At 62.2% G+C, this 22,091-nt stretch carries 23 protein-coding genes; 11 read left to right on the top strand and 12 right to left on the bottom strand.

Going from position 1 to position 22,091, the window contains the following annotated elements; all coding sequences use genetic code 11:
- Window positions 1-15: 15 nt before the first annotated feature.
- From AC0L2Z_RS02730 to AC0L2Z_RS02720, 3 genes are read right to left on the bottom strand one after another with little or no spacing between them, the layout of a single operon-like run.
- Entirely contained in the window at window positions 16-1,074 is a 1,059-nt protein-coding gene (locus AC0L2Z_RS02730; protein ID WP_023799650.1) for an aromatic/alkene monooxygenase hydroxylase subunit beta, read from the bottom strand.
- A 50-nt stretch (window positions 1,075-1,124) separates the two neighbouring features.
- The gene (locus AC0L2Z_RS02725) at window positions 1,125-2,186 is read right to left on the bottom strand and encodes a 2Fe-2S iron-sulfur cluster-binding protein (RefSeq protein WP_473626573.1); all 1,062 of its coding nucleotides are present in this window, start codon (window positions 2,184-2,186) and stop codon (window positions 1,125-1,127) included.
- 54 nt (window positions 2,187-2,240) lie between these two features.
- A complete protein-coding gene (locus AC0L2Z_RS02720) occupies window positions 2,241-3,914 on the bottom strand; it encodes an aromatic/alkene/methane monooxygenase hydroxylase/oxygenase subunit alpha (RefSeq protein ID WP_023799652.1) in 1,674 nt (557 codons plus the stop codon).
- A gap of 563 nt (window positions 3,915-4,477) precedes the next feature.
- Here AC0L2Z_RS02720 and AC0L2Z_RS02715 point away from each other — a divergent pair.
- Genes AC0L2Z_RS02715 through AC0L2Z_RS02700 form a run of 4 tightly spaced genes read left to right on the top strand, consistent with a single transcriptional unit; the run spans window position 4,478 to window position 6,624 of the window.
- A complete protein-coding gene (locus tag AC0L2Z_RS02715; protein WP_473626571.1) occupies window positions 4,478-4,987 on the top strand; it encodes a hypothetical protein in 510 nt (169 codons plus the stop codon).
- Between the two features lies 1 nt (window position 4,988).
- Window positions 4,989-5,276 (top strand): hypothetical protein, encoded by a 288-nt coding sequence (locus AC0L2Z_RS02710; protein ID WP_287394699.1) that lies wholly within the window; start codon window positions 4,989-4,991, stop codon window positions 5,274-5,276.
- 14 nt (window positions 5,277-5,290) lie between these two features.
- A complete protein-coding gene (locus AC0L2Z_RS02705) occupies window positions 5,291-6,418 on the top strand; it encodes a WD40 repeat domain-containing protein (protein WP_473626569.1) in 1,128 nt (375 codons plus the stop codon).
- 32 nt (window positions 6,419-6,450) lie between these two features.
- A complete protein-coding gene (locus tag AC0L2Z_RS02700) occupies window positions 6,451-6,624 on the top strand; it encodes a hypothetical protein (RefSeq protein ID WP_167366274.1) in 174 nt (57 codons plus the stop codon).
- Window positions 6,625-6,896: 272 nt separating this feature from the next.
- Here AC0L2Z_RS02700 and AC0L2Z_RS02695 read toward each other — a convergent pair whose 3' ends face one another.
- Window positions 6,897-9,065 (bottom strand): amylo-alpha-1,6-glucosidase, encoded by a 2,169-nt coding sequence (locus AC0L2Z_RS02695; RefSeq protein WP_473626567.1) that lies wholly within the window; start codon window positions 9,063-9,065, stop codon window positions 6,897-6,899.
- Window positions 9,066-9,140: 75 nt separating this feature from the next.
- On the bottom strand, window positions 9,141-10,235 hold the full coding sequence (locus tag AC0L2Z_RS02690; RefSeq protein WP_473626565.1) for a glycosyltransferase family 4 protein: 1,095 nt from the start codon (window positions 10,233-10,235) through the stop codon (window positions 9,141-9,143).
- A gap of 175 nt (window positions 10,236-10,410) precedes the next feature.
- Here AC0L2Z_RS02690 and AC0L2Z_RS02685 point away from each other — a divergent pair, with 175 nt between their 5' ends.
- The 7 genes from AC0L2Z_RS02685 to AC0L2Z_RS02655 all read left to right on the top strand — a co-directional run bounded on the left by AC0L2Z_RS02685 (window position 10,411) and on the right by AC0L2Z_RS02655 (window position 15,815).
- Complete coding sequence (locus AC0L2Z_RS02685; RefSeq protein WP_023799660.1) at window positions 10,411-10,557, top strand: hypothetical protein; 147 nt, start codon at window positions 10,411-10,413, stop codon at window positions 10,555-10,557.
- 57 nt (window positions 10,558-10,614) lie between these two features.
- Entirely contained in the window at window positions 10,615-10,815 is a 201-nt protein-coding gene (locus tag AC0L2Z_RS02680; RefSeq protein WP_287177729.1) for a hypothetical protein, read from the top strand.
- 324 nt (window positions 10,816-11,139) lie between these two features.
- Window positions 11,140-11,895: an ABC transporter ATP-binding protein gene (locus AC0L2Z_RS02675; protein ID WP_473626564.1), complete on the top strand. Its 756-nt coding sequence runs from the start codon at window positions 11,140-11,142 to the stop codon at window positions 11,893-11,895.
- Window positions 11,888-12,634 (top strand): ABC transporter ATP-binding protein, encoded by a 747-nt coding sequence (locus AC0L2Z_RS02670; RefSeq protein WP_473626562.1) that lies wholly within the window; start codon window positions 11,888-11,890, stop codon window positions 12,632-12,634. Before AC0L2Z_RS02675 ends, AC0L2Z_RS02670 begins: the two co-directional genes overlap by 8 nt.
- A gap of 53 nt (window positions 12,635-12,687) precedes the next feature.
- Window positions 12,688-13,875, top strand: a complete 1,188-nt coding sequence (locus AC0L2Z_RS02665) for an ABC transporter substrate-binding protein (protein WP_413468402.1) — start codon at window positions 12,688-12,690, stop codon at window positions 13,873-13,875.
- Window positions 13,876-13,944: 69 nt separating this feature from the next.
- Window positions 13,945-14,832 carry a branched-chain amino acid ABC transporter permease gene (locus AC0L2Z_RS02660; protein ID WP_023799665.1) on the top strand — a complete coding sequence of 296 codons (888 nt, stop codon included), beginning with the start codon at window positions 13,945-13,947 and terminating at the stop codon, window positions 14,830-14,832.
- Window positions 14,832-15,815 (top strand): branched-chain amino acid ABC transporter permease, encoded by a 984-nt coding sequence (locus AC0L2Z_RS02655; RefSeq protein WP_473626560.1) that lies wholly within the window; start codon window positions 14,832-14,834, stop codon window positions 15,813-15,815. Before AC0L2Z_RS02660 ends, AC0L2Z_RS02655 begins: the two co-directional genes overlap by 1 nt.
- Before the next feature lie 95 nt (window positions 15,816-15,910).
- Here the strand turns inward: AC0L2Z_RS02655 and AC0L2Z_RS02650 are convergent, their stop codons facing one another.
- The 7 genes from AC0L2Z_RS02650 to AC0L2Z_RS02620 form a co-directional block, all read right to left on the bottom strand.
- On the bottom strand, window positions 15,911-16,765 hold the full coding sequence (locus AC0L2Z_RS02650; RefSeq protein WP_473626558.1) for a PCC domain-containing protein: 855 nt from the start codon (window positions 16,763-16,765) through the stop codon (window positions 15,911-15,913).
- Between the two features lie 10 nt (window positions 16,766-16,775).
- Window positions 16,776-17,534 carry an SDR family NAD(P)-dependent oxidoreductase gene (locus AC0L2Z_RS02645; protein ID WP_473626557.1) on the bottom strand — a complete coding sequence of 253 codons (759 nt, stop codon included), beginning with the start codon at window positions 17,532-17,534 and terminating at the stop codon, window positions 16,776-16,778.
- 10 nt (window positions 17,535-17,544) lie between these two features.
- Window positions 17,545-19,170: an acyl-CoA synthetase gene (locus AC0L2Z_RS02640; protein ID WP_473626556.1), complete on the bottom strand. Its 1,626-nt coding sequence runs from the start codon at window positions 19,168-19,170 to the stop codon at window positions 17,545-17,547.
- Window positions 19,170-19,307, bottom strand: coding sequence for a hypothetical protein (locus AC0L2Z_RS02635; protein ID WP_473626555.1), 138 nt, complete (start codon window positions 19,305-19,307; stop codon window positions 19,170-19,172). The genes AC0L2Z_RS02640 and AC0L2Z_RS02635 overlap by 1 nt, the downstream gene beginning before the upstream one ends.
- On the bottom strand, window positions 19,304-20,161 hold the full coding sequence (locus AC0L2Z_RS02630) for an IclR family transcriptional regulator (RefSeq protein WP_473626553.1): 858 nt from the start codon (window positions 20,159-20,161) through the stop codon (window positions 19,304-19,306). Before AC0L2Z_RS02630 ends, AC0L2Z_RS02635 begins: the two co-directional genes overlap by 4 nt.
- A 2-nt stretch (window positions 20,162-20,163) precedes the next feature.
- Complete coding sequence (locus AC0L2Z_RS02625) at window positions 20,164-20,967, bottom strand: SDR family NAD(P)-dependent oxidoreductase (RefSeq protein ID WP_473626632.1); 804 nt, start codon at window positions 20,965-20,967, stop codon at window positions 20,164-20,166.
- Window positions 20,968-21,046: 79 nt separating this feature from the next.
- Window positions 21,047-22,063, bottom strand: a complete 1,017-nt coding sequence (locus AC0L2Z_RS02620; protein ID WP_473626551.1) for a TRAP transporter substrate-binding protein — start codon at window positions 22,061-22,063, stop codon at window positions 21,047-21,049.
- Window positions 22,064-22,091: the final 28 nt, after the last annotated feature.

The following is a 22,091-nucleotide window of genomic DNA, read 5'->3' as shown; positions in this document are numbered from 1 at the left end:
CGGTTTCTCCCTGTGTCACCGCTTGAGGCCAAGTTCGCGGAGTATCTGACCAATCCGTTCCTCGGATTTGGCACGGACATCCGCAAATGCGACCGGCTTGGAATGCGGCATCGACCAGATCGGCTGCAGGCCGGTGGCTGCCTTGTCGGCGAGCGCGCCGTGTTTCTCGACCCAGCCCTGGAAGAGCTTCTTGTTCGCCGCGCCGTGCTTCTCGTCGTTGGCGAGCATGTGCATGAGGTCGATCGTGTTGGCGAGGTTGCGTTCGTAGTCGGCCTCGGCGGCCGAGATCACCGCAGGCGTTATGAAGTCGTGGTTGGCGGCGGCGATCTGCATCAGGAAGCCTGAGCGGAATGCTTCCCCGACCAGCGGCTCGAAGACGATGTTGATGGCGAAATACTGTTCGAGATAGTCGGTCGCGCCCATGATGGTTTCGACCGCCTCGCGGGTACCTTGCCAGTTGTTGTCCTCGAGCCAGGCCTTCTTGCCAAGTTCGTCGTCCCAGCCGGGAAGGTCCATGCCGATCTCGGCAAGGTAGAGCGTGATGTCCTGGGCAAGCCGCAGCTTGTAGGACGAGTTGGTCAGCGTCGCGTTGTTGATCATCTGGGTGTAGCCGTAACGCTGCGCCTGCATCAGCGAGGTGCCGAGCCCGAATTCGGAGTGCTTCCAGGCGCCGAGCTGCGTCTGCAGAATCTTGACCCAGGCCTTGTCGAAGGTCTTGGGCGCCCCCGACTTGCGGGCGTTGTTGATGACGCTCTGCACCATCGTCTCGATTTTCGACTGGCGCTGGTAGTGCGTGCGTTCCCATTCCTGATCGGGGGCGCGAAAGGCATGCCAGTTGGAGCTCTGCGCAGCAGTGTTCTGCTTGACATAAGCGCCCTTGCCGTCGGCAAAGGAGATGATCCAGTCCTGGATCAGGTAACGCTCCGGGTCAGGCTGCACGTCGACCGTCATGTCTTCGTAGTGCGTGGCGCGCTGGCCCTTCGGGTCGAAATACCGGTACTTCCGGCTGTCGGAATCGGCAAAGATCGCCGCGCCGGCGGCTCCGGATCCGACTGAACTCGAGATAGCTGGCATAGTCTTCACTCCCTTGTTGCAGTTGTGGTTGCAGTTGCGTGGCCGTCCCCTCAGTGGGTCGGCGTAGCACCTGTCGATGTGATGAACTTGTCGAAGAAGATCCGCTCCGTCTCGAACCCGTTCATGAATAAAACCGGCTGAAGCGCATCAATCATCGGTGGCGGGCCACAGGCATGGACATCGCCCTGCCCGTCGACCGCAAGTTGCTTGAGCTTGGCATCGACACTCTGGTGTACGAAACCGCGTTCGCCTTCCCATTCGGCGTCATCAGTCGCGTGCGACAGCACGGGAATGAAAGTGACATCCGAATGCTGGCCGACCAGCTCGGCGATCCTGTCGAGATAGAACAGGTCGTTGCGGGTCCTGGCACCGTAGAAGAAATAGACCGGACGTTTCTCGCCGCTCTTCAGATGGTCGTTGAGGATCGACCAGATCGGCGACATGCCCGAGCCGGCGCCGACCAGGACTAGGGGTCCTTGCCGTTCTTCCCGACGGAAACAGGTTCCGTAGGGTCCGACGACGGTGACTTCGGCTCCAACCTTGATTCCTCCGGAATCGAGTTCTCCAGAGAACTTTCCCTCAGGGTATTTTTTGATGATGAAGCAGAGTTTTTCGGTTTGGTCCGGCGTATTTGCCATGGAGAACGAGCGCGTAATCGTCTCCCCTTTTTCCGTGGTAACCGTGATGTCGACATATTGCCCCGCCCAGAACTTTATCGGCGAGCCGAGTTCGATCTCGATGCCGCGAATGTCGTGGGTCAGGTGCTCGATCAGAGCAATCCGGCCGTTGAACGTCTTCACGGCGATCGCTTTCGCCAAAATCTCCTCGTCGTAGTTGAGAAGCTCGACTTCCAGATCGGAGTAGGCGATGCAGCGGCACAAAAGGACGTGGCCGCTCTCCTTCTCCATGTCGTTCAGCGCGAAAGTCGAGTATTTCAGCATGTCGACTTCGCCTTCGAGCACCACGCTCTTGCAGGCCGAGCATTGCCCTTCCTTGCAGCCGTGCGGCAGGGCGATGCCCTGGCGGAAAGCGGCGTTGAGTACCGTTTCGCCATTTTCGACATCAAATTCGACGCCGACCGGGCTGAGCCTGACCGTGTGGGTTTCCGACATACGGACCTCCAGTGAAAGGAAGGGGCGGGACGAACCCGCCCCCCTTTGGCCTGATCAGTTGCAGGGGGTGATCGTGAAGCCGGCCCGGTATTCCGCCAGGTGCTTCTCACGGTCCGCGGGTGACATGGCACGCAGCGCGTTGAGCGGCGACCCGAGCTTGTTGCCTCGCACGTCGTCCAGCGTCCACATCTCCTTGTCGGCGAAACGCATATGCGGCTGCGGGACCAGCGTCTTGCCGTCGGAGCGGACGAAGTTCAGGTCCTTGATGGCATCGGCCAGATCCCAGCCGTCATAGAGCGTCTCCCATTCGCGCTTGCCGCTGAAGCGGCCCATCGCGGGTGTCGGACGGCCCTGATATTCGTCGGCGAACGCCACGGTGGCAGTCCACTTGTCGAGTTCGTGGGCGAAGGTGTGCAACTGGCCGTCGATCTCGCCGACCACCATATCCTCGCGGATCAGGCAGGGAACAAGGCAGGACCAACAGCGATGTGGATAGACGTAGCCGACGTCGCTGTTGAACAGCAGTACCTTCTCGCCCTTGTGGCTGAGCTTGGCGTACCATTTCCAGAAGTCGCCGAATTCGGCGTACCAGCCCGGATATTTGTGCTCGAACCACTCGAAGTCCTTGTCGGTCTGGGCTTCGATGCGCCAGAAGTTGACCGGCCAGCCGACCGCGAAGAACTGTCCGACCTTGTGGACATAGTTCTTCTTGGTGATGCGTTCCCAGGCCGCCTGGACGTCGTCGTGATGGACCTTGATGCCGTATTTCTCGAGCGGCAGCATGTAGGTGCGGTAGTAATCCTCATAGATCCAGCGGTGCCACATTTCCGCGTAAGACTCCTTGTTCTTGTCGCGGTTGGTGGTGCCGTATTCGATGAAGGTGCCGATGGCCGCATCGACGATCGCGTGGTTCTGCCAGAAGGCATAGCGCAGGTCGCGCTCGAGCAGCAGATGATTTTCCGGCTCCTTGAGAGCCGCCATCAGCAGTGAGTGGCCATTACCGATATGCCGGCTCTCGTCGGACTGCACCGACAGGAAGACGGTCGGCAGCGCATAGTCGCCGTTGCGGGCGGCTTCCGAAGGCATGGCGACAAAGAGCGTGTTGGTAAAGGCGGTCTCGGCCACCACGGTAAGGTACATGCAGGCGGCAGTCATGGTGTCGCCGGTGATGAAGCCTTCAGCGAACTGCCGGCCGATGGTCGTGGCGTAGCATTTTCCGAAGGCTTCCTCGGTGATGTCGAAGCCAGCCGGATCGATGTAGTTCTCCATGTACCATTTCTTCAGGTTCATCTGGATCGTCGAGTGCCGGAACTCGTCGATCATCTGCATCGTGAAGCCGGTCCTGAGTTCCTCGCCAGGGGCGATACGGGCGACCATCGCCATCGAGCGGGCAGCCGAAATTTCCGGGAAGGGAATGATCGCCAAAAAGAGTTTCATCCACTCGACCCAGCGCGGTTCCACATTGCGGAACATGTCGCCGCGCAGCGCCGCATCCAGCGCGCCGTAGACCCGGTTGTCCTTCTCTTCCTGCATCGGGAAGTAGGACCGCAAAACCTGCTTCATCGGGTCGCGCGGCGTCTTGTTGATCTTGTAGTCCGTCGGAAACGTCATCGCTTCCTGGACGTAGGAAGGATTCCAGCCGAGATCGGCAATCTTCTTGGTTGCCTCGCCGACGGAGATTCCGCGTTGCGAGGTAATCTTGTTGAGCGTCAGAGACGTCATGGTCATAAGCCTCCACCAGGTTTGAGCCGCAGGTCCCTTGACCCCCGGCATGGAGCGGCGCACAGCACCGCTAGTGAGAGTGCGAACGGCACGACAAAGGGTTGCGCAGTCAGGCGCGACTCATGGTCCGGCCATTCAAGTGGATCGTGGCAAAGGTTCTCGAGGCGTTTGGCAGGGACCGCGGAGCCAACCGCATTTGCGATGGGCGTATCGAAGCGAGGTGACCTGCTTCCTCCGTTCCTTCGTTCTTTTGGCACCGCGTCAAAAGCGCGATGGGCTTCTTGTGGAAATGTATAAAGCAAGCGCCGTGCCAACTTGAAAATGGCGCCCGTGCCTGACGCTAAAAACAAATCGCCGCCCTTTCGGCACATGAAGAGGACGGCAACTGTAACGTTCTTTTACAGTTGTAACGTACGCATGTAATATTTAATATCTATTCGCAATTGCGATATATCAAGTTAGCATTCGCAGCAAATTTGAAAAAACACACATCATCTATTTTATTCTTCTCCTTTCTCTACTATTTGAGGGCGATGGCTCACGGGCGGGCCTCGCACTGGAGAAAAACCGTGGCGAACGACAAAGACAGCCGGAGGCAGCCCGAACCAATGTCCAGCCAGGCTGATGGCGTCACCGGCGATCTTGTCAGGCTGATGCCCAGTGACCTGGTCTTTGTCATGCGCTTTATGGGCGAGAGCCAACATCGCCTCCAGAGCCACTTCCAAGACTTCATCCGGGCCGAGCTTGCCGCCGGCGGCGTCACCACGGAAACGCATCCGATGATCCATCTGTTCATCGAGAACCATGCGATCCTGTTGCGCGACTTCGTGTTTTCCGGCGTTTCGCTGTCGCGGCAGTTCCGCGTCGAGGAGATCGAGCGCCTTACCGGCGATACGACATCGATGATCCGTGTCGACATCTGGGATCAGCTCAAGAGCCACATCGAAACGGCCGAAAAACAGTTCCAGTCGCAGGCCGGCACATTGCCCAAATTGCTATCGGCTTTCGAAAAACCACCGGACCGACGGCTGGGACCGAAAAATGATGGAGGATCCGATGGGGCAAACTACCAGGCGTGACATGTTGCTCGCCCGCCGGCTCGATCTTGTCGCCAACGTCTCCGCGCTGACTGCCGAGGCGCTGCGGCTCGATCAGAAACGCGCCGGTATCGAGATGGAGGTGCTGCGCCTGGAACTCGAAATCGGCAGGAGCGGCGCCAGCGCGCAACTGGTGCAGGATTTGCATGAGGCGGAGGAGAGAGCCGCGGCGGTCATGCAGGAAGGCGCGAGGTGCGAGCAACGCATCGCCGCCGCGGAAGCCGACGTCGAGGACGTCGACCGCAGCCTCGCGGCGACGGTGGGTAACTGACGAAGGGAATGGTCATGAACCAGCACGCGATACAGAACCTGACCTTGTTCGACCTGCTGGCGCGAAGCTGGCGTCGCCCGTCGGCGATCGCCAACCTGCGCTTCAGCGCCGATGGCTCGGCTGTCGCATGCACCAGCGTGGACGGAACGGTCGCCATAGCCGCGGTCGCGGACCAGGAGCCGCCGGAATCGCGGATCAGGGTGAGCGGCGATCTCGGCCAGACGACGATCCGCCCGCGGGAGAAGCCACCGGCACCATTGATCGCCACCGCTGCGTTGGGGGATGGAGACGTCCCGCTCGCCAGCTATTTTTCCTTCGGCTTCCTCGTTGGAACGGTGGCTGGCGAAGCGGTGCATCTGGCCGCGGACGGCAATGTGATGGAGACGCTGGTCAAGATCGACGGGCCGGTCGTCGCCGTCGACCACAACCCCCGGACGGCCATCACAGCCGTCAGCAACGGCCAGGATGTCTTCCTGGCACGCGGCCAAGGCGATGCAGTACGACTGCGACACGATGCGACACCGTCCACGGATGCGCTAGCCTTTTCGCCAGGCGGAAGGCGCCTAGCCTGCGGCCGGGATGATGGACTATCGATCTGGGCGGTCGACGGCGACGCTACCCCGATACGCGACGTTTCTTTTTCGGCGCGCCCGGTGTCGATCCGCTGGAGTGGCGATGGCACATGGCTGGCCTGTGGGCTCGAAACAGGCGGCTTTGCCCTGGTCAGCATGACCGATGATCGCTACGGCATCGTCGCGGGATTTCCATCGCCGGTCAGGACACTGTGCTGGAGCCGGCCGGAGCATGCGCTGTTTGCGTCGGGCGCCTTCCGGATCGCCGGCTGGTCGATGACCGCTCCGCCACTTGTCGGCGACACCTCGGGCGCGCTGGAGACCGGCCGAGCCGGGCTGGTTCCGGTCGAGACAGTGGCTGCGCACCCGGAGAAAAAACTGATTGCGGCCGGCTATGCCAACGGCCGGATCACCATCGCCCAGATCGGCGCGCGAGACGAACTCCTCGTCAGGCCGCTGGGCAGCGCGGTGACCGCGCTTGTCTGGTCCGGCGACGGACGCCACCTGGCAGTGGGCGCAGCCGACGGCACCGCCGCGATCGTCACCTTTCCCGCACAGATGTTCAAATAGCAAAGGCAGGCCGCATGCAAAAGGAGCACAAAATGCAAACCGAACCCACCCCCGAGGACGAGAGCAAGGACGAATTCTTCGAACGGCTCGCCAAGCTGTCGGAAGAAATGGTGGCCAAACACGGCAAGGATTTCAGTATGGGCGCATTGGTGCTTGCCGCCCGCTGGATTGCCGAAAACCGCGTCGGCCAGTTGAAGACCAACTAAACTCACGACCAATCAATGCGCTCGAAAAGCCAAAGCTCCGAAGGAGCTTCAGGCGGAGTCTCCGTACAGGTTTTGCGCTGGGCTGGCTGTGTATGCCATTCCTTCAGATTGCGACTTACCCTGGTCGAGGCTCACCCAGGCGCGACTCAATCCAGCGCTCGCAGATGCCGCAGGTATCACCCTACAGTCGGTGCGCTGGCGATCGGCGCAGGTACCAGTTGCGCCGTAGTCATTGATGGCCGTGTCCATCACGGAGCGCAGGGGAGCCTTGGTTATGAGCGCACCACCAGAGGCACCAGACCCTCATGGCGGTGGTCGAGATAACACACAACACGGTCGCCAATGCGCTCGAAGATGAGATCGACTTTCGCCTCGCCGATGGCCAGGTGGCGGATAACGATGTTGTCGATGCCGATCGGCAGCCGCGGGCGTTCGACTGTGATTTCGCGTTTCCAGCCGTCAACCCGAATGCCCAAGCAAGCCTGCAGCATCATGAAAGCGGCGCCAGCCGACCACGCCTGCGGCAGACAGGCGACCGGGTAGGCCACCGGTGAATCGCTGGCGGCACGCGTAAAGCCGCAGAACAGCTCTGGCAGCCGCATATTGAAACGGACCGCCGCCTCGAACATACCGCTCATCAGCTTCACGACGCTGTCGCGCTCGTGATAGCGGGCGAGACCGGAGGCGCAGAGCGCGGTGTCGTGCGGCCAGATCGAGCCATTATGATATGACATCGGGTTGAATGGGATCTCGTCGTCGGCCAGTGTGCGAACGCCCCAACCGCTATGGAGATGACCAGAGATCAGCTGGGTGGCGACTGACTGAGCCCGTTCCGCCGACGGCAGCCCGACGTAAAGCAGGTGACCGGCATTGGACGTGCGAACCGCGCACTGCTTGCCTTCTCCGTCGATTGCCAAAGCATAGAAATCGCGGTCCGGCATCCAGAAATGCGTCTCCACCGCCTGACGGATCCTCTCTGCCAGGGCGCTCCAGTGCGCCGCCTTTGCGTCGTCGCCGCGCCTGGCGGCCAGCGCCGCCATTCCCTGATATGCGGCGAAGGCATAACCTTGCACCTCGACCAATGCGATCGGTCCTTTGGGGATCGTGCCGTCGGCATGGAAGATGGCATCGGAACTGTCCTTCCAGCCTTGGTTGAACAGACCCGTGTCGGCCGCCCTGTTGTAGGTTACAAAGCCTTCCCCGTTGCGGGCTCCGACCTCTTCCATCCACGCAGTGGCAGCGCCCAGGGAGTTCCACATGCGATCGACGAACGCCTCGTCTCCGGTGCGATCGGCGTAGGACGAAGCCAGATAGACATAGAGCGGCGTGGTGTCGACGCCGCCATAATAGCGGCCGAACGGCAGCTCCCGCAGCACGGCCATTTCCCCCTTGCGGGTTTCATGCATGATTTTGCCAGGCTCCGCATCGTCGAATACAGAGGTCTCGGTCGATTGATAGTGGGCAAGGAAGGCCAGGACCCCACGAGCAAGGTCCGGATTGAGCCAAAGCATCTGCAAGGCGGAAATGACGCCGTCGCGGCCGAAAGCCGTCGAAAACCAAGGGATGCCGGCATACGGGTATGGCCCGGTCTCCAGATCGGTCGTCAGCAGCGCGATGTCGGCGCGTGTGCGTGTCAGCCAGTCATTGAACACGCGCCCGGAGCTGAAGACGGTGGCGCCCTGCCGGCGCTTTGAGCGCATGGCGAAGCGGGCTCGCGCAGCGGCCGCGCGAAAGCGGTCGCTGGAGGGGGTTTCTTCGCTGTGGCCGACCTCCAGGTACAATGCTCTGCTGTCACGCCTTGCCACGACAATGAGGAAATCGGCGTGATCGGGGTGCACCTGATCGGGCTTGATCGAGAATGCGATGACCGATTGACGAGCCACATTGTCGAGGCCTTCATATCGGAACGTTACGCTCGCCTCGCCGACCAGTGCGTCATGCGCGCGACCGCGGCGGCTACGCGTAGTGCCGCGCACCTCGAACATGTCACGGAAATCGGCGTCGAAGTCGAGCCGGACCGGCAGAACCACCTCGCGCGCGGAGTAGTTGGTGAACTTGATGCGTTCGAACATGCGGTCCTGCCAGATGAACCGCGTCCGATCGACGTGGACGACGCCCGGCAATGCTTCGCTGCCATTCGGCCCGATAGTGGCTAGATTGGTAAGATTGGCGGTGAATAGGATGTTGTCCTGCGACAGCGAGGCGCCGAGCAGCGACGGCATCCGGCCGCCAATGAACAGACGGAAGCGCGACAATACACGCGTGTCGTCGCGGAAAAGCCCGTCGCCGGTGCCGCGTATGTCGCCGTAGCTGTCTGCGACGACGAAACAATCCTCGTGTTTCAGCGCAAATTGCCGATGCGGCTCGCGCGGTGCCGTTTCGTCGATTGCCGGCAGCGCCACGGCTGGATCAATCTTGCGGTCTTCGAGTTGAGTGGTCATGGTCAACCTCCCGTTCAGAAGCGACCAAGGCGGCTCAGGCGCTGATCCGAGCAGCCGAGCCGTCTCCTTGCTCGGTCAGGTAGACATAGTCATCATTGCGGCATTTTTAGCGCGCTTGTTTTGAGAACCAAGTGCGGTCGTTATGTCGTCCGAGAGCGAGCCATAGATCGCTGCATAGTCGCGGCACATGCGCTCGACCGTGAATCGCTCTTCAAAAGTCCGTCGCACCTGTGCACGATCGAGGCCGTTTATCCGCCGTACCGCTTCCACAGCTTCGTCGAGCGTGTCGACGATCAACCCGGACACGCCGTCGTCGACGACCTCCGGAACGGCGCCGCGCCTAAACGCTATCACAGGCGTGCCACAGGCCATCGCCTCGATGGTTACGAGTCCGAAGGGTTCCGGCCAGTCGATGGGGAATAAGAGCGCTGCCGCATTACCCAAAAAGTCTGCTTTTTGCCGTTCGTCGATCTCGCCGATGAATTCCACGTTCGAATGTCGAAGCAATTGGGGTTCCACCCTCTCTTTCCAATATGATTGGTCTACCTTGTCGATCTTGGCGGCGATCTTCAGCGGCATACCGGTACGCGCTGCGATTTCAATGGCCGTTTCCGGCCCCTTTTCCGGTGAGATGCGGCCGAGGAATGCGAGATAGCCCGAGGCTTTCGGGCGAAACGGCAGAAGATCGCGAGGCAGACCGTGATACACCGTTCCGGCCCAACGGACAGGTGGCATGGGCCAGCGTTGATCGTAAGAAATCGAAACCAGCGGAATGTCATCAAACATCGAATAAAGCTGAGCCAGGTCGGGGAGGTCGAGCCGTCCATGGAGCGTCGTAACGGTTCGCTCGGCAAAGTCCCGGACTACCGGGAAGTGGAAAATATCGATGTGAAAATGCAGCACGTCGAATTCATCGGCCCGCCTGCGCACCTGTTCAAGCATCATCACGTGGTGGGGAATGTCGTGCCGAACCCTGGGATTCAGGCGCAATGCAATATCGCAACACGGGACCAATTCGGCAGAGGTGCGTGAATCACCGCTGGCGAACAAGGTCACGTCATGCCCCTGTCGAACAAGCTCCTCAGTCAGATATGAAACTATCCGCTCGGTCCCGCCATAGGTCCGCGGCGGCACGGCTTCGGTAAGGGGGGCGATCTGGGCAATTTTCATCTGCAACACTTCTCGAAAGCGAAGGTCATCCTTCAAAAAGCTCCGACGGCAATCCCCTTCCTCGCGTTCATTGCAGTGCGGTCCTCCCGGGCCAACTCTCGAAGGGTCGATATGTTCCCGGCGGGAACAATCGCCGCGTCAGGCGAGTTCAACTACGGACCAAAGGAGAACCAGAATGGCTACGAAGCTTCAGGACACAAAAGCCGTCAAGGGATCGAGCAGCGAGCACGGCGGCAACCGCGCTGGCAATCAGGACAAGAAGGACAAGCCGCAAAAGAGCAGCCAGGCTGCCGGCAAGGATCCAAGGCGTGGCAAGGACTAACCGACGCCCTGCCCCGGAGGCGGACAATAATGGCTGCGACCACGAGAGGAGTGACACATGGCAAAGACAAACTTGTCTGCGAAAACCAACCAGCCTGTATCGGGAAAGAGGGCAAGCGGCAGCGACAAGGCCAAGCAACCGGCCAAGGGCGGCGCCCAAGCCAGGAACGCCCAGGAATGGGGCGGCGGATCGAAAGCGTCGAAAGGCAAGATCACCCGGGCAGACCGGGAAAACCCCAACTCAAGCCAGCGCAGCTAAGCTTTTCGCATTCATCTAATCAGTCGGCCCAATCAGTCGGGGCGGAATTTCGAACTGCTCGGCCGGATGGGTTCGGATTGGGGTTGGGTTCGGATCCCGGCACGTCTCGCCGGTCGTTGGCGCCGCTTCGACATTGCAATTCGAAAATGATCGAAGGCTCCGTGCCACGGCGCCGGTAATTGCGGCCTTGACGCGATGTGCATTAGGTCGTTTGTTGCGGGCGGAAGTGCCACGGGAGGAAACCATGGAAGTCACCCCGGGGGCGGATGGCCTCGCAGCGCGGTTCCACGTTTTCACGCCGATGACCGGCGAGGGCTGCCGCGCATGAATTCCGGAGCGATCCTCGAAGCAGCGGGATTGACTAAGGAATTTGGGGGCTTTGTCGCTGTCAACAATGTCAACCTGACGGTGGAGCGAGGATCGGTCCACGCGCTGATCGGCCCCAACGGCGCAGGCAAGACGACCCTCTTCAACCTGCTGACCAAATTCCTCCAGCCAACGCGCGGCGCGATCCGCTACCAAGGCCGCGACATCACCAGGATGCAGCCGGCCGACATCGCGCGGCTGGGCCTTGTGCGCTCCTTTCAGATATCGGCGGTGTTTCCGCACATGACGGCACTCGAGAATGTCCGCATCGCGCTGCAGCGCCGGCGCGGCGACAGTTTCGATTTCTGGCGCTCCGAAAAAGTGCTCTCCAATTTCGATGGCGAGGGTGCGGCGCTTCTCGCCGATGTCGGCCTGACCGCGTTTTCAGACATCCGCGCCAGCGATCTGTCCTACGGCCGCAAGCGCGCGCTTGAAATCGCGACGACGCTGGCGCTGAACCCTGAAATGCTGCTTCTCGACGAGCCCATGGCCGGCATGGCGCAGGAAGACATCGAGCGCATCTCGGCGCTGATCCGGCGCATCTCCAAGAACCGCACCATTTTGATGGTTGAGCACAATCTGTCGGTCGTCGCCTCGCTGTCGAACCGCATCACTGTGCTCGCTCGCGGCAAAGTCCTCGCCGAAGGCGACTATGCTGCCGTTTCCAAGGATCCGCGCGTTATCGAAGCCTATATCGGGGCCGGACATGCCTGAAGTTGAACTTGCAAGCAGGCCGGCTGCTGGCCCCTCGACGAGACCCCTGCTTCGCGTCGATGGCCTGCAGGGCTGGTACGGCGAGAGCCATGTGCTTCACGGCGTCAGTTTCGAGGTTGGCGAAGGTGAAGTGGTGACGCTGCTCGGCCGCAATGGCGCCGGCAAGACGACGACGCTGAAGGCGATCATGGGAATTCTACCCAGGCGCTCCGGCTCGGTCACCTATGAAGGTCGGGAAACGATCAAGCTGCCGTCGCGGTTGATCGCACAGATGGGCATCGCCTACTGCCCCGAGGAACGGGCGATCTTTTCCAGCCTCTCTGTCGAGGAGAATTTGATGCTGCCGCCGCAGGTGCGCCCCGGTGGGCTCACCGTCGAGCAGATTTTCGAGCTCTTCCCGAACCTGAAGGAACGGCTTTCGAGCCAAGGCACCAAGCTATCGGGCGGCGAACAGCAGATGCTCGCCATCGGCCGGATCTTGCGGACGGGCGCCAAGCTCTTGCTGCTCGACGAGCCGACCGAAGGGCTTGCGCCGGTCATCGTGCAGCAGATCGGCCGCACAATTGCCCGGCTCAAGGACGAGGGATTCACGATCGTGCTCGTCGAACAGAATTTTCATTTCGCCGCGTTGGTCGCGGACCGTCACTACGTGGTGGAACAGGGGCGCGTGATCGACACCATCCCCAACCACGAGCTCGACGCCAACATCGACAAGCTGCACGCCTATCTCGGCGTCTAGACATCATCAACGGCGCGTTGCGCCGCAATCGGAGGGAAGTAGCGATGAAAAAAATGGGATTTGTCCTGGCTTCAACGGCGAGCCTGCTGATGGCCGGCGCGGCCTATGCCACAGATGTCAAGATCGGCGTTCTGAATGACCGTTCCGGCATCTATGCAGACATCGCTGGCGAAGGCTCGGTCATCGCGGCCCAGATGGCGGTCGAAGACTTCAAGGCGACGGACAAGGGCATCAATGTGTCGATCGTCTCCGCCGACCACCAGAACAAGCCGGACGTCGGCTCGAACATCGCCCGCCAGTGGTACGACACCGAAAATGTCGACGTGATCGCCGATGTGCCAACCTCGTCGGTGGCGCTCGCCGTCAACGAGATCACCAAGGAGAAGAACAAGATCTTCCTCGCCTCGGGTCCGGCCTCGTCCGACCTCACCGGCAAAGCCTGTTCGCCCAACACCGTCCACTGGACCTACGACACCTGGGCGCTTGCCAACGGCACGGGCTCGGCCATGGTCGCACAGGGCGGCGATAGCTGGTTCTTCGTCACAGCCGACTACGCCTTCGGCCACGCGCTCGAGCGCGATACGACGGCGGTCGTCGAAGCATCGGGCGGCAAGGTTCTCGGCGCCGTCCGTCATCCTTTCCCCGGCCAGGATTTTTCGTCCTTCCTGCTGCAGGCGCAAGGGTCGGGCGCCAAGGTCGTCGGCCTCGCCAATGCCGGCGGCGACACGATCAACGCGGTCAAGCAGGCGTCGGAATTTGGCATCACCCAGGGAGGCCAGGCGCTCGCCGCCCTGCTGATGTTCATCAACGACGTGCATGCGCTTGGCCTCGAAGTGGCGCAAGGCCTCGTGCTCACCAGCGCGTTCTACTGGGACAAGAACGATCAAACGCGGGAGTTCTCTGCCCGTTTCCAGGAGCGGAATGCCGGACAAAAGCCTTCGATGATCGAGGCCGGAGTCTACGCTTCTGTCCTGCATTACCTTAAGGCCGTCGAGGCCGTCGGCGACAAGGATGCGGCCAAGGTGATGGCCAAAATGAAGGAAATGCCGACCGAGGATCCGCTATTCGGCAAGGGCACCATCCGCGCCGACGGGCGCAAGCTGCACGACATGTATCTGTTCCGCGTCAAGAAGCCGGACCAATCGAAGGCTCCATGGGACTATTTCGAGACGGTAGCCACCATTCCGGCCGACAAGGCGTTCCGCCCGCTCGCCGAAGGCGGCTGTTCGCTCGTCAAGTAAGCGAGCCTCGCCAACGATGCGCCGAACAGCTCGGCGCGTCGTTTTGTCGATAAGTCAGCTGGAGCGACCATGTTCGAACTGCTTGGAATTCCGCCTCAGGTCCTGTTCGGGCAATTGCTGCTCGGGCTGATCAATGGCTCCTTCTATGCGGTTCTGAGCCTCGGGCTGGCGGTCATCTTCGGTCTCCTGAACATCATCAATTTCACGCATGGCGCCCAGTACATGCTGGGCGCCTTCGGCGCCTGGATGCTGCTCAACTATCTTGGCGTCGGTTACTGGTGGGCTGTGTTCATCGTCCCGCCGATTGTCGGCGTCACCGGCATCGTGCTTGAGCGCGTCCTGATCCGACGGCTCTATCACCTCGACCATCTCTACGGGCTGCTTCTCACATTCGGCCTGGCGCTGATCATCGTCGGCTTCTTCCGCCAGTTTTTCGGCGTATCCGGCCTGCCGTACCCGCCGCCGCCGCTTCTGAACGGCGGGTACAATCTCGGCTTCATGTACCTGCCCAATTCGCGCGCCTGGGTGATCGTGGCTTCCCTCGTCGTGTGCCTCGCGACCTGGTTCATCATCGAAAAGACCCGGCTTGGCGCCTATCTCAGGGCTGCGACCGAGAACCCGACCATGGTCGGCGCGTTCGGCATCAACGTGCCGCTGCTGGTCACACTCACCTATGGTTTCGGCGTCGCACTCGCGGGTTTCGCCGGCGTGCTCGCCGCGCCTATATATGCTGTCAATCCGAACATGGGGGCAGACCTGATCATTGTCGTCTTTGCCGTCGTCGTCATCGGCGGCATGGGCTCGATACTGGGCTCGATCCTCACCGGCTTCGGGCTTGGGCTGATCGAGGGCTTGACCCGCGTATTCTATCCGGAAGGCTCGGCGGTGGTGATCTTTGTCATCATGGCGCTCGTGCTGCTGGTCAAGCCCGCGGGTCTGTTTGGACGGAGTGTGTGATGACAACCGACACCAACCCGATCGCTATGGCGGCCATAACGTCGGTCGGCGCTGCGGGCATGCCCCGTCATCACCTTGCGATCTTCGCCGCGCTGTTCGTCTTCCTCGTCGCCGCGCCATTTCTGCTCTATCCGATCTTTGTCATGAAGGTGCTGTGCTTCGCGCTGTTTGCCTGCGCCTTCAACCTGTTGCTCGGCTTCGGCGGTCTCCTGTCCTTCGGCCACGCGGCCTATTTCGGCATGGCGAGCTACGTCTCGGCCCATGCGGCAAAGGTGTGGGGCCTGACGCCTGAACTTGCCATTATCGCGGGCACGCTGGTGGCAGCCGTGCTCGGTCTCGCCATCGGCTCGCTCGCCATTCGCCGCCACGGCATCTATTTCGCCATGGTGACGCTGGCTTTTGCGCAGATGATCTATTTCTTCTCGCTGCAGGCGGCGTTTACCGGCGGCGAGGACGGCATCCAGGCCGTGCCGCGCGGCCATCTGTTCGGGCTGATCGACCTGCGTTCGAGCGAAGTTCTCTATTTCTTCGTGCTCGCCATCTTCTTCGCCGGCATATTGCTGATCTATCGGATCATCCATTCGCCGTTTGGCCAGGTGTTGAAGGCGATCCGCGAGAACGAGCCGCGCGCGATCTCGCTGGGCTATCGGGTCAACCGCTACAAGCTCGCCGTATTCGTGCTGTCGGCCACGCTCGCCGGCGTCGCCGGCGCAACCAAGGCCATCGTGTTCCAGTTGGCGTCGCTTACCGACGTCTACTGGACGATGTCCGGCGAAGTCGTGCTGATGACGCTGTTGGGCGGCATGGGCACGGTGTTCGGACCGATCGTCGGCGCGGCAGTCATCGTCACGATGCAGAACTACCTCGCCACATTCGGCGACTGGGTCACGATCGGCCAAGGCATCATCTTCGTTGTCGCGGTGCTGTCGTTCCGGGAAGGCATCGTTGGGGTCCTGGCAAAATGGATGCGAAAACCGCTCTGACCGGGTCGTGAAACCTAAATTTCGGATGATCCTGATCCACGGTCGACCAAGTGGGGCCGCAGCGACACGGCACACAGCGTGGTCAGCATCCTCAACTAGGCAGATTTCTCATCGGATGCGACAACCAGCAGTTCGAACGTCACGCAGACGGGGTTAGCGTCGCGGCGAAGGCGACCTGAGCTTATCACACCGTCCATGCCGACCAGCGCGATGTCGAGCGTGCAACGACCGGAGCGCACGGCGCCGTCCGTGACGAGAACTTCCGTCGCATCGGAGAAGACCGCCGAGCCGTCGTCGAAATCCGCGCCGACCAGGCTGCCGATGCCCTGGATCGAGGCGTGGTCAAAGCCGTGCCGTCGGCAAAGGGCTTCGATCGCCCGGCCGATATCCTCGTTGGGCCTTACCGTGCAGATGGCGGCGCGGCGGCCGCGGCGCTCACCCAGGAGCGGAGCCCTGATCGGCGCGAAAAGGCGAAAATTCGTCTCGGCGTCGTCGCGCACGTCGAACAGCGCGCCCTCGATACCCCAGGCGGTGACCTCAACCGGCTCCGCCAAGCGCGAGTCGAGCGGCAGGAGATGGCCCATGCGGCGCACGCCGTCGGGGGTGCGCCAGATGCCATGGCAATGAAAAAATGCCCGCTCGTCGCGCCGGCCGGCGACGAGGCCCGCATCCTCGATGACCGTTATGCCTTCCGGTGCGAATGTATCGCTGTACCACGCGGCGTGCGTGCCATCTGGAGAGGCGGCGGGGACGACGTAGCGCATTGGGTCAACCCGCGCGTTGCGCAGGCGGATATATCCGCTGCTGAATCCGGCGACCGCGAGGGCCTGCGCCACGGCGTCATTGATCGAGCTGCCGGCTTCAAGCCGCAGCGTCAGCGACTCTGCGGCGCAGGGCATCGCTGCGAAACGTTCCGATGCGATCGGACCGGGATGGCGGATGCTGCGCATCGGAGCCATCTCAGGCGACAAGGCCGGCATGGATGAAGCCGCCATCGACGGCGAGAATCTGGCCGTTGATGTAGCTGGCGTCGTCTGAAATCAGGAAAGCCACCGCTCCCGCGATCTCGCGCGGCGTGCCGTAGCGGCGCTGCGGCACGCGCTCCAACCACTGCCGACGAACATCCTCGGTGTGGACAGCCTGCGTCAACGGCGTTTCGATCGGCCCGGGTGCGACGGCGTTGACGCGGATGCCATCGACGCCGAGCTCATTGGCCATGACGAGCGTGAGCAGATTCTGACCGCCCTTCGATGCGCCATAGGCGCTGCGGCCCTTGTTGCCGCAAAGACCAGAAACAGAGGTGATATTGACAATCGCCCCCGGCAGCTCCCGTTCAAGCCAGTAGCGCGCCGCAGCCCGCGAGACAATGAACGTTCCGGTGAGGTTCACGTCGACAATCCGGCGGAAATCCTCGACGCTGGTCTCGACCGACGGCCGGTCCATCGCTATGCCGGCGCAGTTCACGACCGCGGCGAGGCTGTGCGCGGCGGTGATCCGGCCGATGGCCTCGTCGACAGCCGCTTCGTCGACGACGTTGCAGACGATGCCGCGTTCCTCGCTGAGGCCGAGATCCGTGCAGGCCGAACCCAGCGCTGGCGCGGCGAGGTCGAGGAGGAAGACCTCGAAGCCGCGCTCGGTCAGCAGGCGCGCCGTCTCAAGGCCGATGCCCGATGCGCCGCCGGTGATCGCCACGGCGCGGCTTTGGTGGCTGCTGTTCATCGCCTGCTCCTCATGCCGAGAGCTTCGGCTCGGACGGTCCCAACTCGCCGCGGCGCTCCAGCTCTTCGCGAATCAACTTCTTGGCGATCTTGCCATAGGCCGATTTGGGCATCGTCTCCCACCACACGAAGCGCTTGGGCATCTTGTAGCGGGCGAGCTTGCCTTCCAGCCAGCGCTCAATCGCGATCGTTTCGCGCACAACGCCGGCGCGGGCGACGCAAACCGCGACGCCGACCTCGCCCCAGACGGGATCGGGAATGCCGAGAACGGCGGCTTCGCTGATGTCGGGATGGAGCAGGATCTTCTCCTCGATCTCGCGCGGATAGATGTTGGAGCCGCCGGAGATATACATGTCGGACGAGCGGCCGGTGATGTAGACGAAGCCGTCCTCGGACATGTGGCCGAGATCGCCGGTGCGGAACCAGCCGTTGCGGAACGCTGCGGCGTTGTCTTGCGGGTTGTCGTAATAGCCGGCGAAGACTGCCGGCCCGATCACGCAGATTTCGCCGGTTTCGCCCGGCGAGACGGCATTGCCGGCGTCGTCCTGGATCTCGACCTGCATGGCTGTGCGCTCGAAACCGCAGGTTCCGATGCGCGCTTGCGGGCCATCCTCGACGGAATGATAGGAAGGAGGCTGCACAGTGATATTGCCCGTGACTTCCCCCAGGCCAAAATACTGGACCAGAACCGGCCCGAGCTTCTCGAGCGCCCGCTTCTGGTCGGCGCGGTACATCGGCGCACCGGCATAGATGACATAGCGCAACGAGGAATGGTCGAACCGGTCGACGCTGTCGTCCTCGACCAGCATCTTGAGGATGGTCGGCACGGTGAAGGCGTTGGTCACCCGCCATTCTTCGACCAGCGCCCAGACCGTCGGCACGTCGAGCTTGTCGGTTGGCAGCAGGATAGACTTGGCGCCGTGCGCCACCTGCACGAGTTGATGAATGCCGGCCCCATGCGACAGCGGCGCCACCACGATCGAGGCGTCGTCGGGCGTCGTGGCGGGCATCAGGTCGCACAAATGATTGGTGATGACAAAGCCCATCTGGCCATGCGTGAGCACGGCGGCCTTCGGCCGGCCGGTCGTGCCGGAGGTGAAGAAGAACCAGCAGGGATCGTCGCGATCGACCGCGACGCTGGCAACGGTCCGGCCGGCAAAACGGGCGGCGACGGCGTCGTAGTCATCGCCGAATTCGGCCGCGCCGATCGACAGGACGAAGTCGATCCCGGGGACTGTTTCCCGGCAGGCAGCAGCATGAGCCGGGAAGCCCGCGCCGCAGATCAGGCCGCGCGCGCCGCTCGCCTTGGCAAGGTAGGCGACTTCGTCCGGCGACTGGCGGTAGTTCGCCGGCACCCAGACGGCCCCGAGCCGGAAGCAGGCGAACATAGATTCGAACATCTGGTTGCAATTGGCCGACTGGACGAGGATTCGATCTCCCTTTGTCACGCCGAATGCGTGGCGGAGTGCAGCGGCCATCGCGTTGACGCGCGCTTCCATCTCGCGCCATGTCCACTGCCGCTCGCGCCAGACGAAGCCGATGTCGTGCGGGTTGCGGCGTGCCGCCTGGGTCAAAAAATGCGAGAGGTTCATGACGCGCGTGGAGGAAGGCGTCACGCCGCCTGCGGCCATGGTCATCACTTCGCGCGCTCCAGCAACGACACGCAGACGAAGATGGCGTCGACGTCGCAGGGCTCGACGCCGGCATCAGCAAGCCTGGGCGCCGCTGCCGTCGCCATCAACTGCCCGGTGTTTTCCAATTCCGACTTCGTCATTGTGACAACCTCCTGGCGCGGGGCTTTAAAGTGGGGTGCTCGCGCACACGCGCGCGCGCGGCGAACATCTGGGCAAGCCGTTCCTCGACGCGCCTTGCCTCCTGCATGAGATATCCGACGAGCTCGACCTGTCTTGCCGGCTGCATCCGGCTGTCGATCGCCGCGATCGACAGTGCGCCGACTGGCCGCGCGTCGGCGCTGCGAAGCACAACCCCGACGCCCCAGGAATTGGTGACGATCCGGCCGGGATTGAGCGAATAGCCGTTGGCGCGCGTCGTTTCGACGTCGCGCCGGATCTGCTCGACCGGGAGCATTGGGTAGTCGGATTTGAGCACCGCGTCATTTGCCGCCAGCACCGCTTCCACTTCCTCGTCGGGGAGTGCGGCGAGCATGGCGAGCGAGCCGGCTCCAACGCCCAGTGGGTGCTCGAAGCCGGCCTGCAACGCGTGAGTCCTGACCGGGTATGTGCCTTCCTCGCGATAGAGGCAGACCGAGTATGTGTCGCGGCGAACCGAGAGGAAGCTGGCATCCTCGGTCTTTCTGGAAAGGCGCAGCAGGCTTTCCATCGAGACCTGAAGCAGGCCGAAACGTCGCGAGGCGAGGCTGCCCAGCACGTAGGCCTCCTCGCCGAGATAATAGCGCCGCGTCGTCTCGTCCTGCTCGATCATTCCCGCGCGCATCAGCGCCAGCAGCAGGCGGCGCGTTGTCGGCTTGTTCAGCCCACTTTCCTCGACGATATCGGAGAGCGAAACGCCGCGGTCGGCGTGCCGGCCGACCATCGAAAGAAGGCTGAGCGCCCGGTCGACGCTCTGCGAGCCGGTCTGATCGCGTTCTGGGGGCAGTGCGATGTCCATGGTCAGCGGAGCTCGCAGACGGCGCAGCTTTGGCCGCCGTCGACAGGCAGGCAAACGCCGGTGACGAAACGCGCTTCCTCGGAGGCAAGAAACACGGCCGCCGCAGCGACGTCCCACGCTGTTCCCATCCGCCCCATCGGCACCATGGCGTTGCGGGCGGCCACCATCTCGTCGGCCGAACCGTACTGGCCGGAAATCTGCTTGTAGATCATCGGCGTGTCGATCAGGCCCGGCATGATGCAGTTGGCGCGAATACCTTGCCGCGCATATTGCATGGCCAGCGCCACTGTGGCCTGGTTCACCGCGGCCTTGGCCGCATAATAGGCGAAATAGGGATAGCCGACGTAGCGTATCGCGGCGAGCGACGAGATATTGACGATTGCACCGCCGCCGCCCTTGAGCATATGCGGCAACACCGCTTTGGCGGTGCGGTAGACCGGTCCGATATTGAGGTCGAGGGCGGCCTGGAACGCGTCCTCATCGAGTTCGACGGGACCGCCCATATGGGTCACGCCGACATTGTTGTGCAGGACATCGATGGCGCCGAACGCCTCCATTGCCGCCGCTGCTGCCAGTTCGACTGACGCCAGACTGGTCACGTCGGCTGACAACGCGATCGCCTGGTTGCCTTCGTCGCGGATGATATCAGCGGTTTCGGCGGCGGCCGCCGCAGTGAGATCGACGCAGGCGACGCGCGCACCTTCGCGCGCGAAGGCGACCGCCGCCGCCTTGCCGTTGCCCCAGCCGGGTCCGGACGACCCTGCGCCGAAGACAATTGCGGATTTTCCCCTGAGCCGGTCGACCACATCGAATTCCTTGCAAAAAGCCGTGGCTGTTATCGGGCGGGCGAGCCACATGGCCTGCCCGCCCGGGAGCCGCCCGCCCTCAGGTCAGGCTGGCGCCAACAGCCTTTTCCAGGATGGCCCAGGCTTCGTCGCCGTATTTGCCCTTCCACTCGGCGTAGAAGCCGGCGTCCTTCAGCGTCTGCCGGAACGGGGCCGCATCCGGATGGTTGATCTTCATGCCCTTGCCGACGAGCTCCTGCTCAAGCGTGGCATTGAGCTTGGCGACGTCCTCGCGCTCCTTCACGCCGGCCTCGTTGAGGTTCCTGGCGACGATCTCGCGCATGCCCTGCGGCATCGCCTCCCAGGCCCGCTTGTTGGCGAGGAACCAGAAGCCGTCCCACATGTGGTTGGTGAGCGAGCAGAACTGCTGCACCTCATAGAGCTTGGCCGTCGAGATGATGGCGAGCGGGTTTTCCTGCCCGTCGACAATCTTCGTCTGCAGCGCCGAATACACTTCGGCGAAGTTGATGCTGGCCGGCGCCGACTTGAAGGCGGTGAACATCGAGGTCCAGAGCGGGCTGACCGGGACGCGAATCTTGAAGCCTTCGAGGTTGGCGGGCGTCTCGATCGGGCCGACGGAACTGGTGATCTGGCGGAAGCCGTTGTCCCAGATCTTCTCCATAACGACCAGGTTCGATTTCTCGATCTCGCCGCGCACATATTTGCCGAGGTCGCCATCCATCGCCGCCCACACCGCGTCGTAGTCCGAGAAGGCAAAGCCGATGCCGCTGATCGAGGCATTGGCGACGAGCGTGGAAAGGATCAGCGGCGACAGCGTGAAGAATTCGACGCCGCCCGAGCGAACCTGGCTCAGCATATCGGTGTCGGCGCCGAGCTGGTTGCTGGGGAATATCTGGATGGCGACGCGGCCGCCGGTCTCCTCGCGGATTTTCTCGACGGCTTCCTGCGCGCGCAGGTTCATCGGGTGGGTGAGCGGCAGGTTGTTGGCGTATTTGTAGTTGAACTCCGCCGCCTGCGCCCCGGCGTAGCGGATGGTGCTCACGAGCGGGATGGATGCGGCTGCGCCAATCATCAAGCTGCGGCGGGTGATGGTCATCGTGTTTCCTCCTGGTTGAATCCGAGTG

The sequence above is a fragment of the Mesorhizobium sp. WSM4850 genome, assembly GCF_055811735.1.
The sequence above is the reverse complement of the archived record's forward strand: the minus strand, read 5'-3'. Positions and strand labels throughout refer to the sequence as shown.

Bases quoted from the DNA above. Each gene is read 5' to 3' on its own strand.
- AC0L2Z_RS02695 (WP_473626567.1), bottom strand. From the start codon at position 9,065: ATGACCACTCAACTCGAAGACCGCAAGATTGATCCAGCCGTGGCGCTG.
- AC0L2Z_RS02730 (WP_023799650.1), bottom strand. From the start codon at position 1,074: ATGCCAGCTATCTCGAGTTCAGTCGGATCCGGAGCCGCCGGCGCGGCG.
- AC0L2Z_RS02700 (WP_167366274.1), top strand. From the start codon at position 6,451: ATGCAAACCGAACCCACCCCCGAGGACGAGAGCAAGGACGAATTCTTC.
- AC0L2Z_RS02635 (WP_473626555.1), bottom strand. From the start codon at position 19,307: ATGACGAAGTCGGAATTGGAAAACACCGGGCAGTTGATGGCGACGGCA.
- AC0L2Z_RS02645 (WP_473626557.1), bottom strand. From the start codon at position 17,534: ATGAACAGCAGCCACCAAAGCCGCGCCGTGGCGATCACCGGCGGCGCA.
- AC0L2Z_RS02620 (WP_473626551.1), bottom strand. From the start codon at position 22,063: ATGACCATCACCCGCCGCAGCTTGATGATTGGCGCAGCCGCATCCATC.
- AC0L2Z_RS02680 (WP_287177729.1), top strand. From the start codon at position 10,615: ATGGCAAAGACAAACTTGTCTGCGAAAACCAACCAGCCTGTATCGGGA.
- AC0L2Z_RS02725 (WP_473626573.1), bottom strand. From the start codon at position 2,186: ATGTCGGAAACCCACACGGTCAGGCTCAGCCCGGTCGGCGTCGAATTT.
- AC0L2Z_RS02685 (WP_023799660.1), top strand. From the start codon at position 10,411: ATGGCTACGAAGCTTCAGGACACAAAAGCCGTCAAGGGATCGAGCAGC.
- AC0L2Z_RS02650 (WP_473626558.1), bottom strand. From the start codon at position 16,765: ATGCGCAGCATCCGCCATCCCGGTCCGATCGCATCGGAACGTTTCGCA.
- AC0L2Z_RS02705 (WP_473626569.1), top strand. From the start codon at position 5,291: ATGAACCAGCACGCGATACAGAACCTGACCTTGTTCGACCTGCTGGCG.
- AC0L2Z_RS02720 (WP_023799652.1), bottom strand. From the start codon at position 3,914: ATGACCATGACGTCTCTGACGCTCAACAAGATTACCTCGCAACGCGGA.
- AC0L2Z_RS02675 (WP_473626564.1), top strand. From the start codon at position 11,140: ATGAATTCCGGAGCGATCCTCGAAGCAGCGGGATTGACTAAGGAATTT.
- AC0L2Z_RS02665 (WP_413468402.1), top strand. From the start codon at position 12,688: ATGGGATTTGTCCTGGCTTCAACGGCGAGCCTGCTGATGGCCGGCGCG.
- AC0L2Z_RS02710 (WP_287394699.1), top strand. From the start codon at position 4,989: ATGTTGCTCGCCCGCCGGCTCGATCTTGTCGCCAACGTCTCCGCGCTG.
- AC0L2Z_RS02660 (WP_023799665.1), top strand. From the start codon at position 13,945: ATGTTCGAACTGCTTGGAATTCCGCCTCAGGTCCTGTTCGGGCAATTG.
- AC0L2Z_RS02640 (WP_473626556.1), bottom strand. From the start codon at position 19,170: ATGACCATGGCCGCAGGCGGCGTGACGCCTTCCTCCACGCGCGTCATG.
- AC0L2Z_RS02630 (WP_473626553.1), bottom strand. From the start codon at position 20,161: ATGGACATCGCACTGCCCCCAGAACGCGATCAGACCGGCTCGCAGAGC.
- AC0L2Z_RS02670 (WP_473626562.1), top strand. From the start codon at position 11,888: ATGCCTGAAGTTGAACTTGCAAGCAGGCCGGCTGCTGGCCCCTCGACG.
- AC0L2Z_RS02690 (WP_473626565.1), bottom strand. From the start codon at position 10,235: ATGAAAATTGCCCAGATCGCCCCCCTTACCGAAGCCGTGCCGCCGCGG.
- AC0L2Z_RS02655 (WP_473626560.1), top strand. From the start codon at position 14,832: ATGACAACCGACACCAACCCGATCGCTATGGCGGCCATAACGTCGGTC.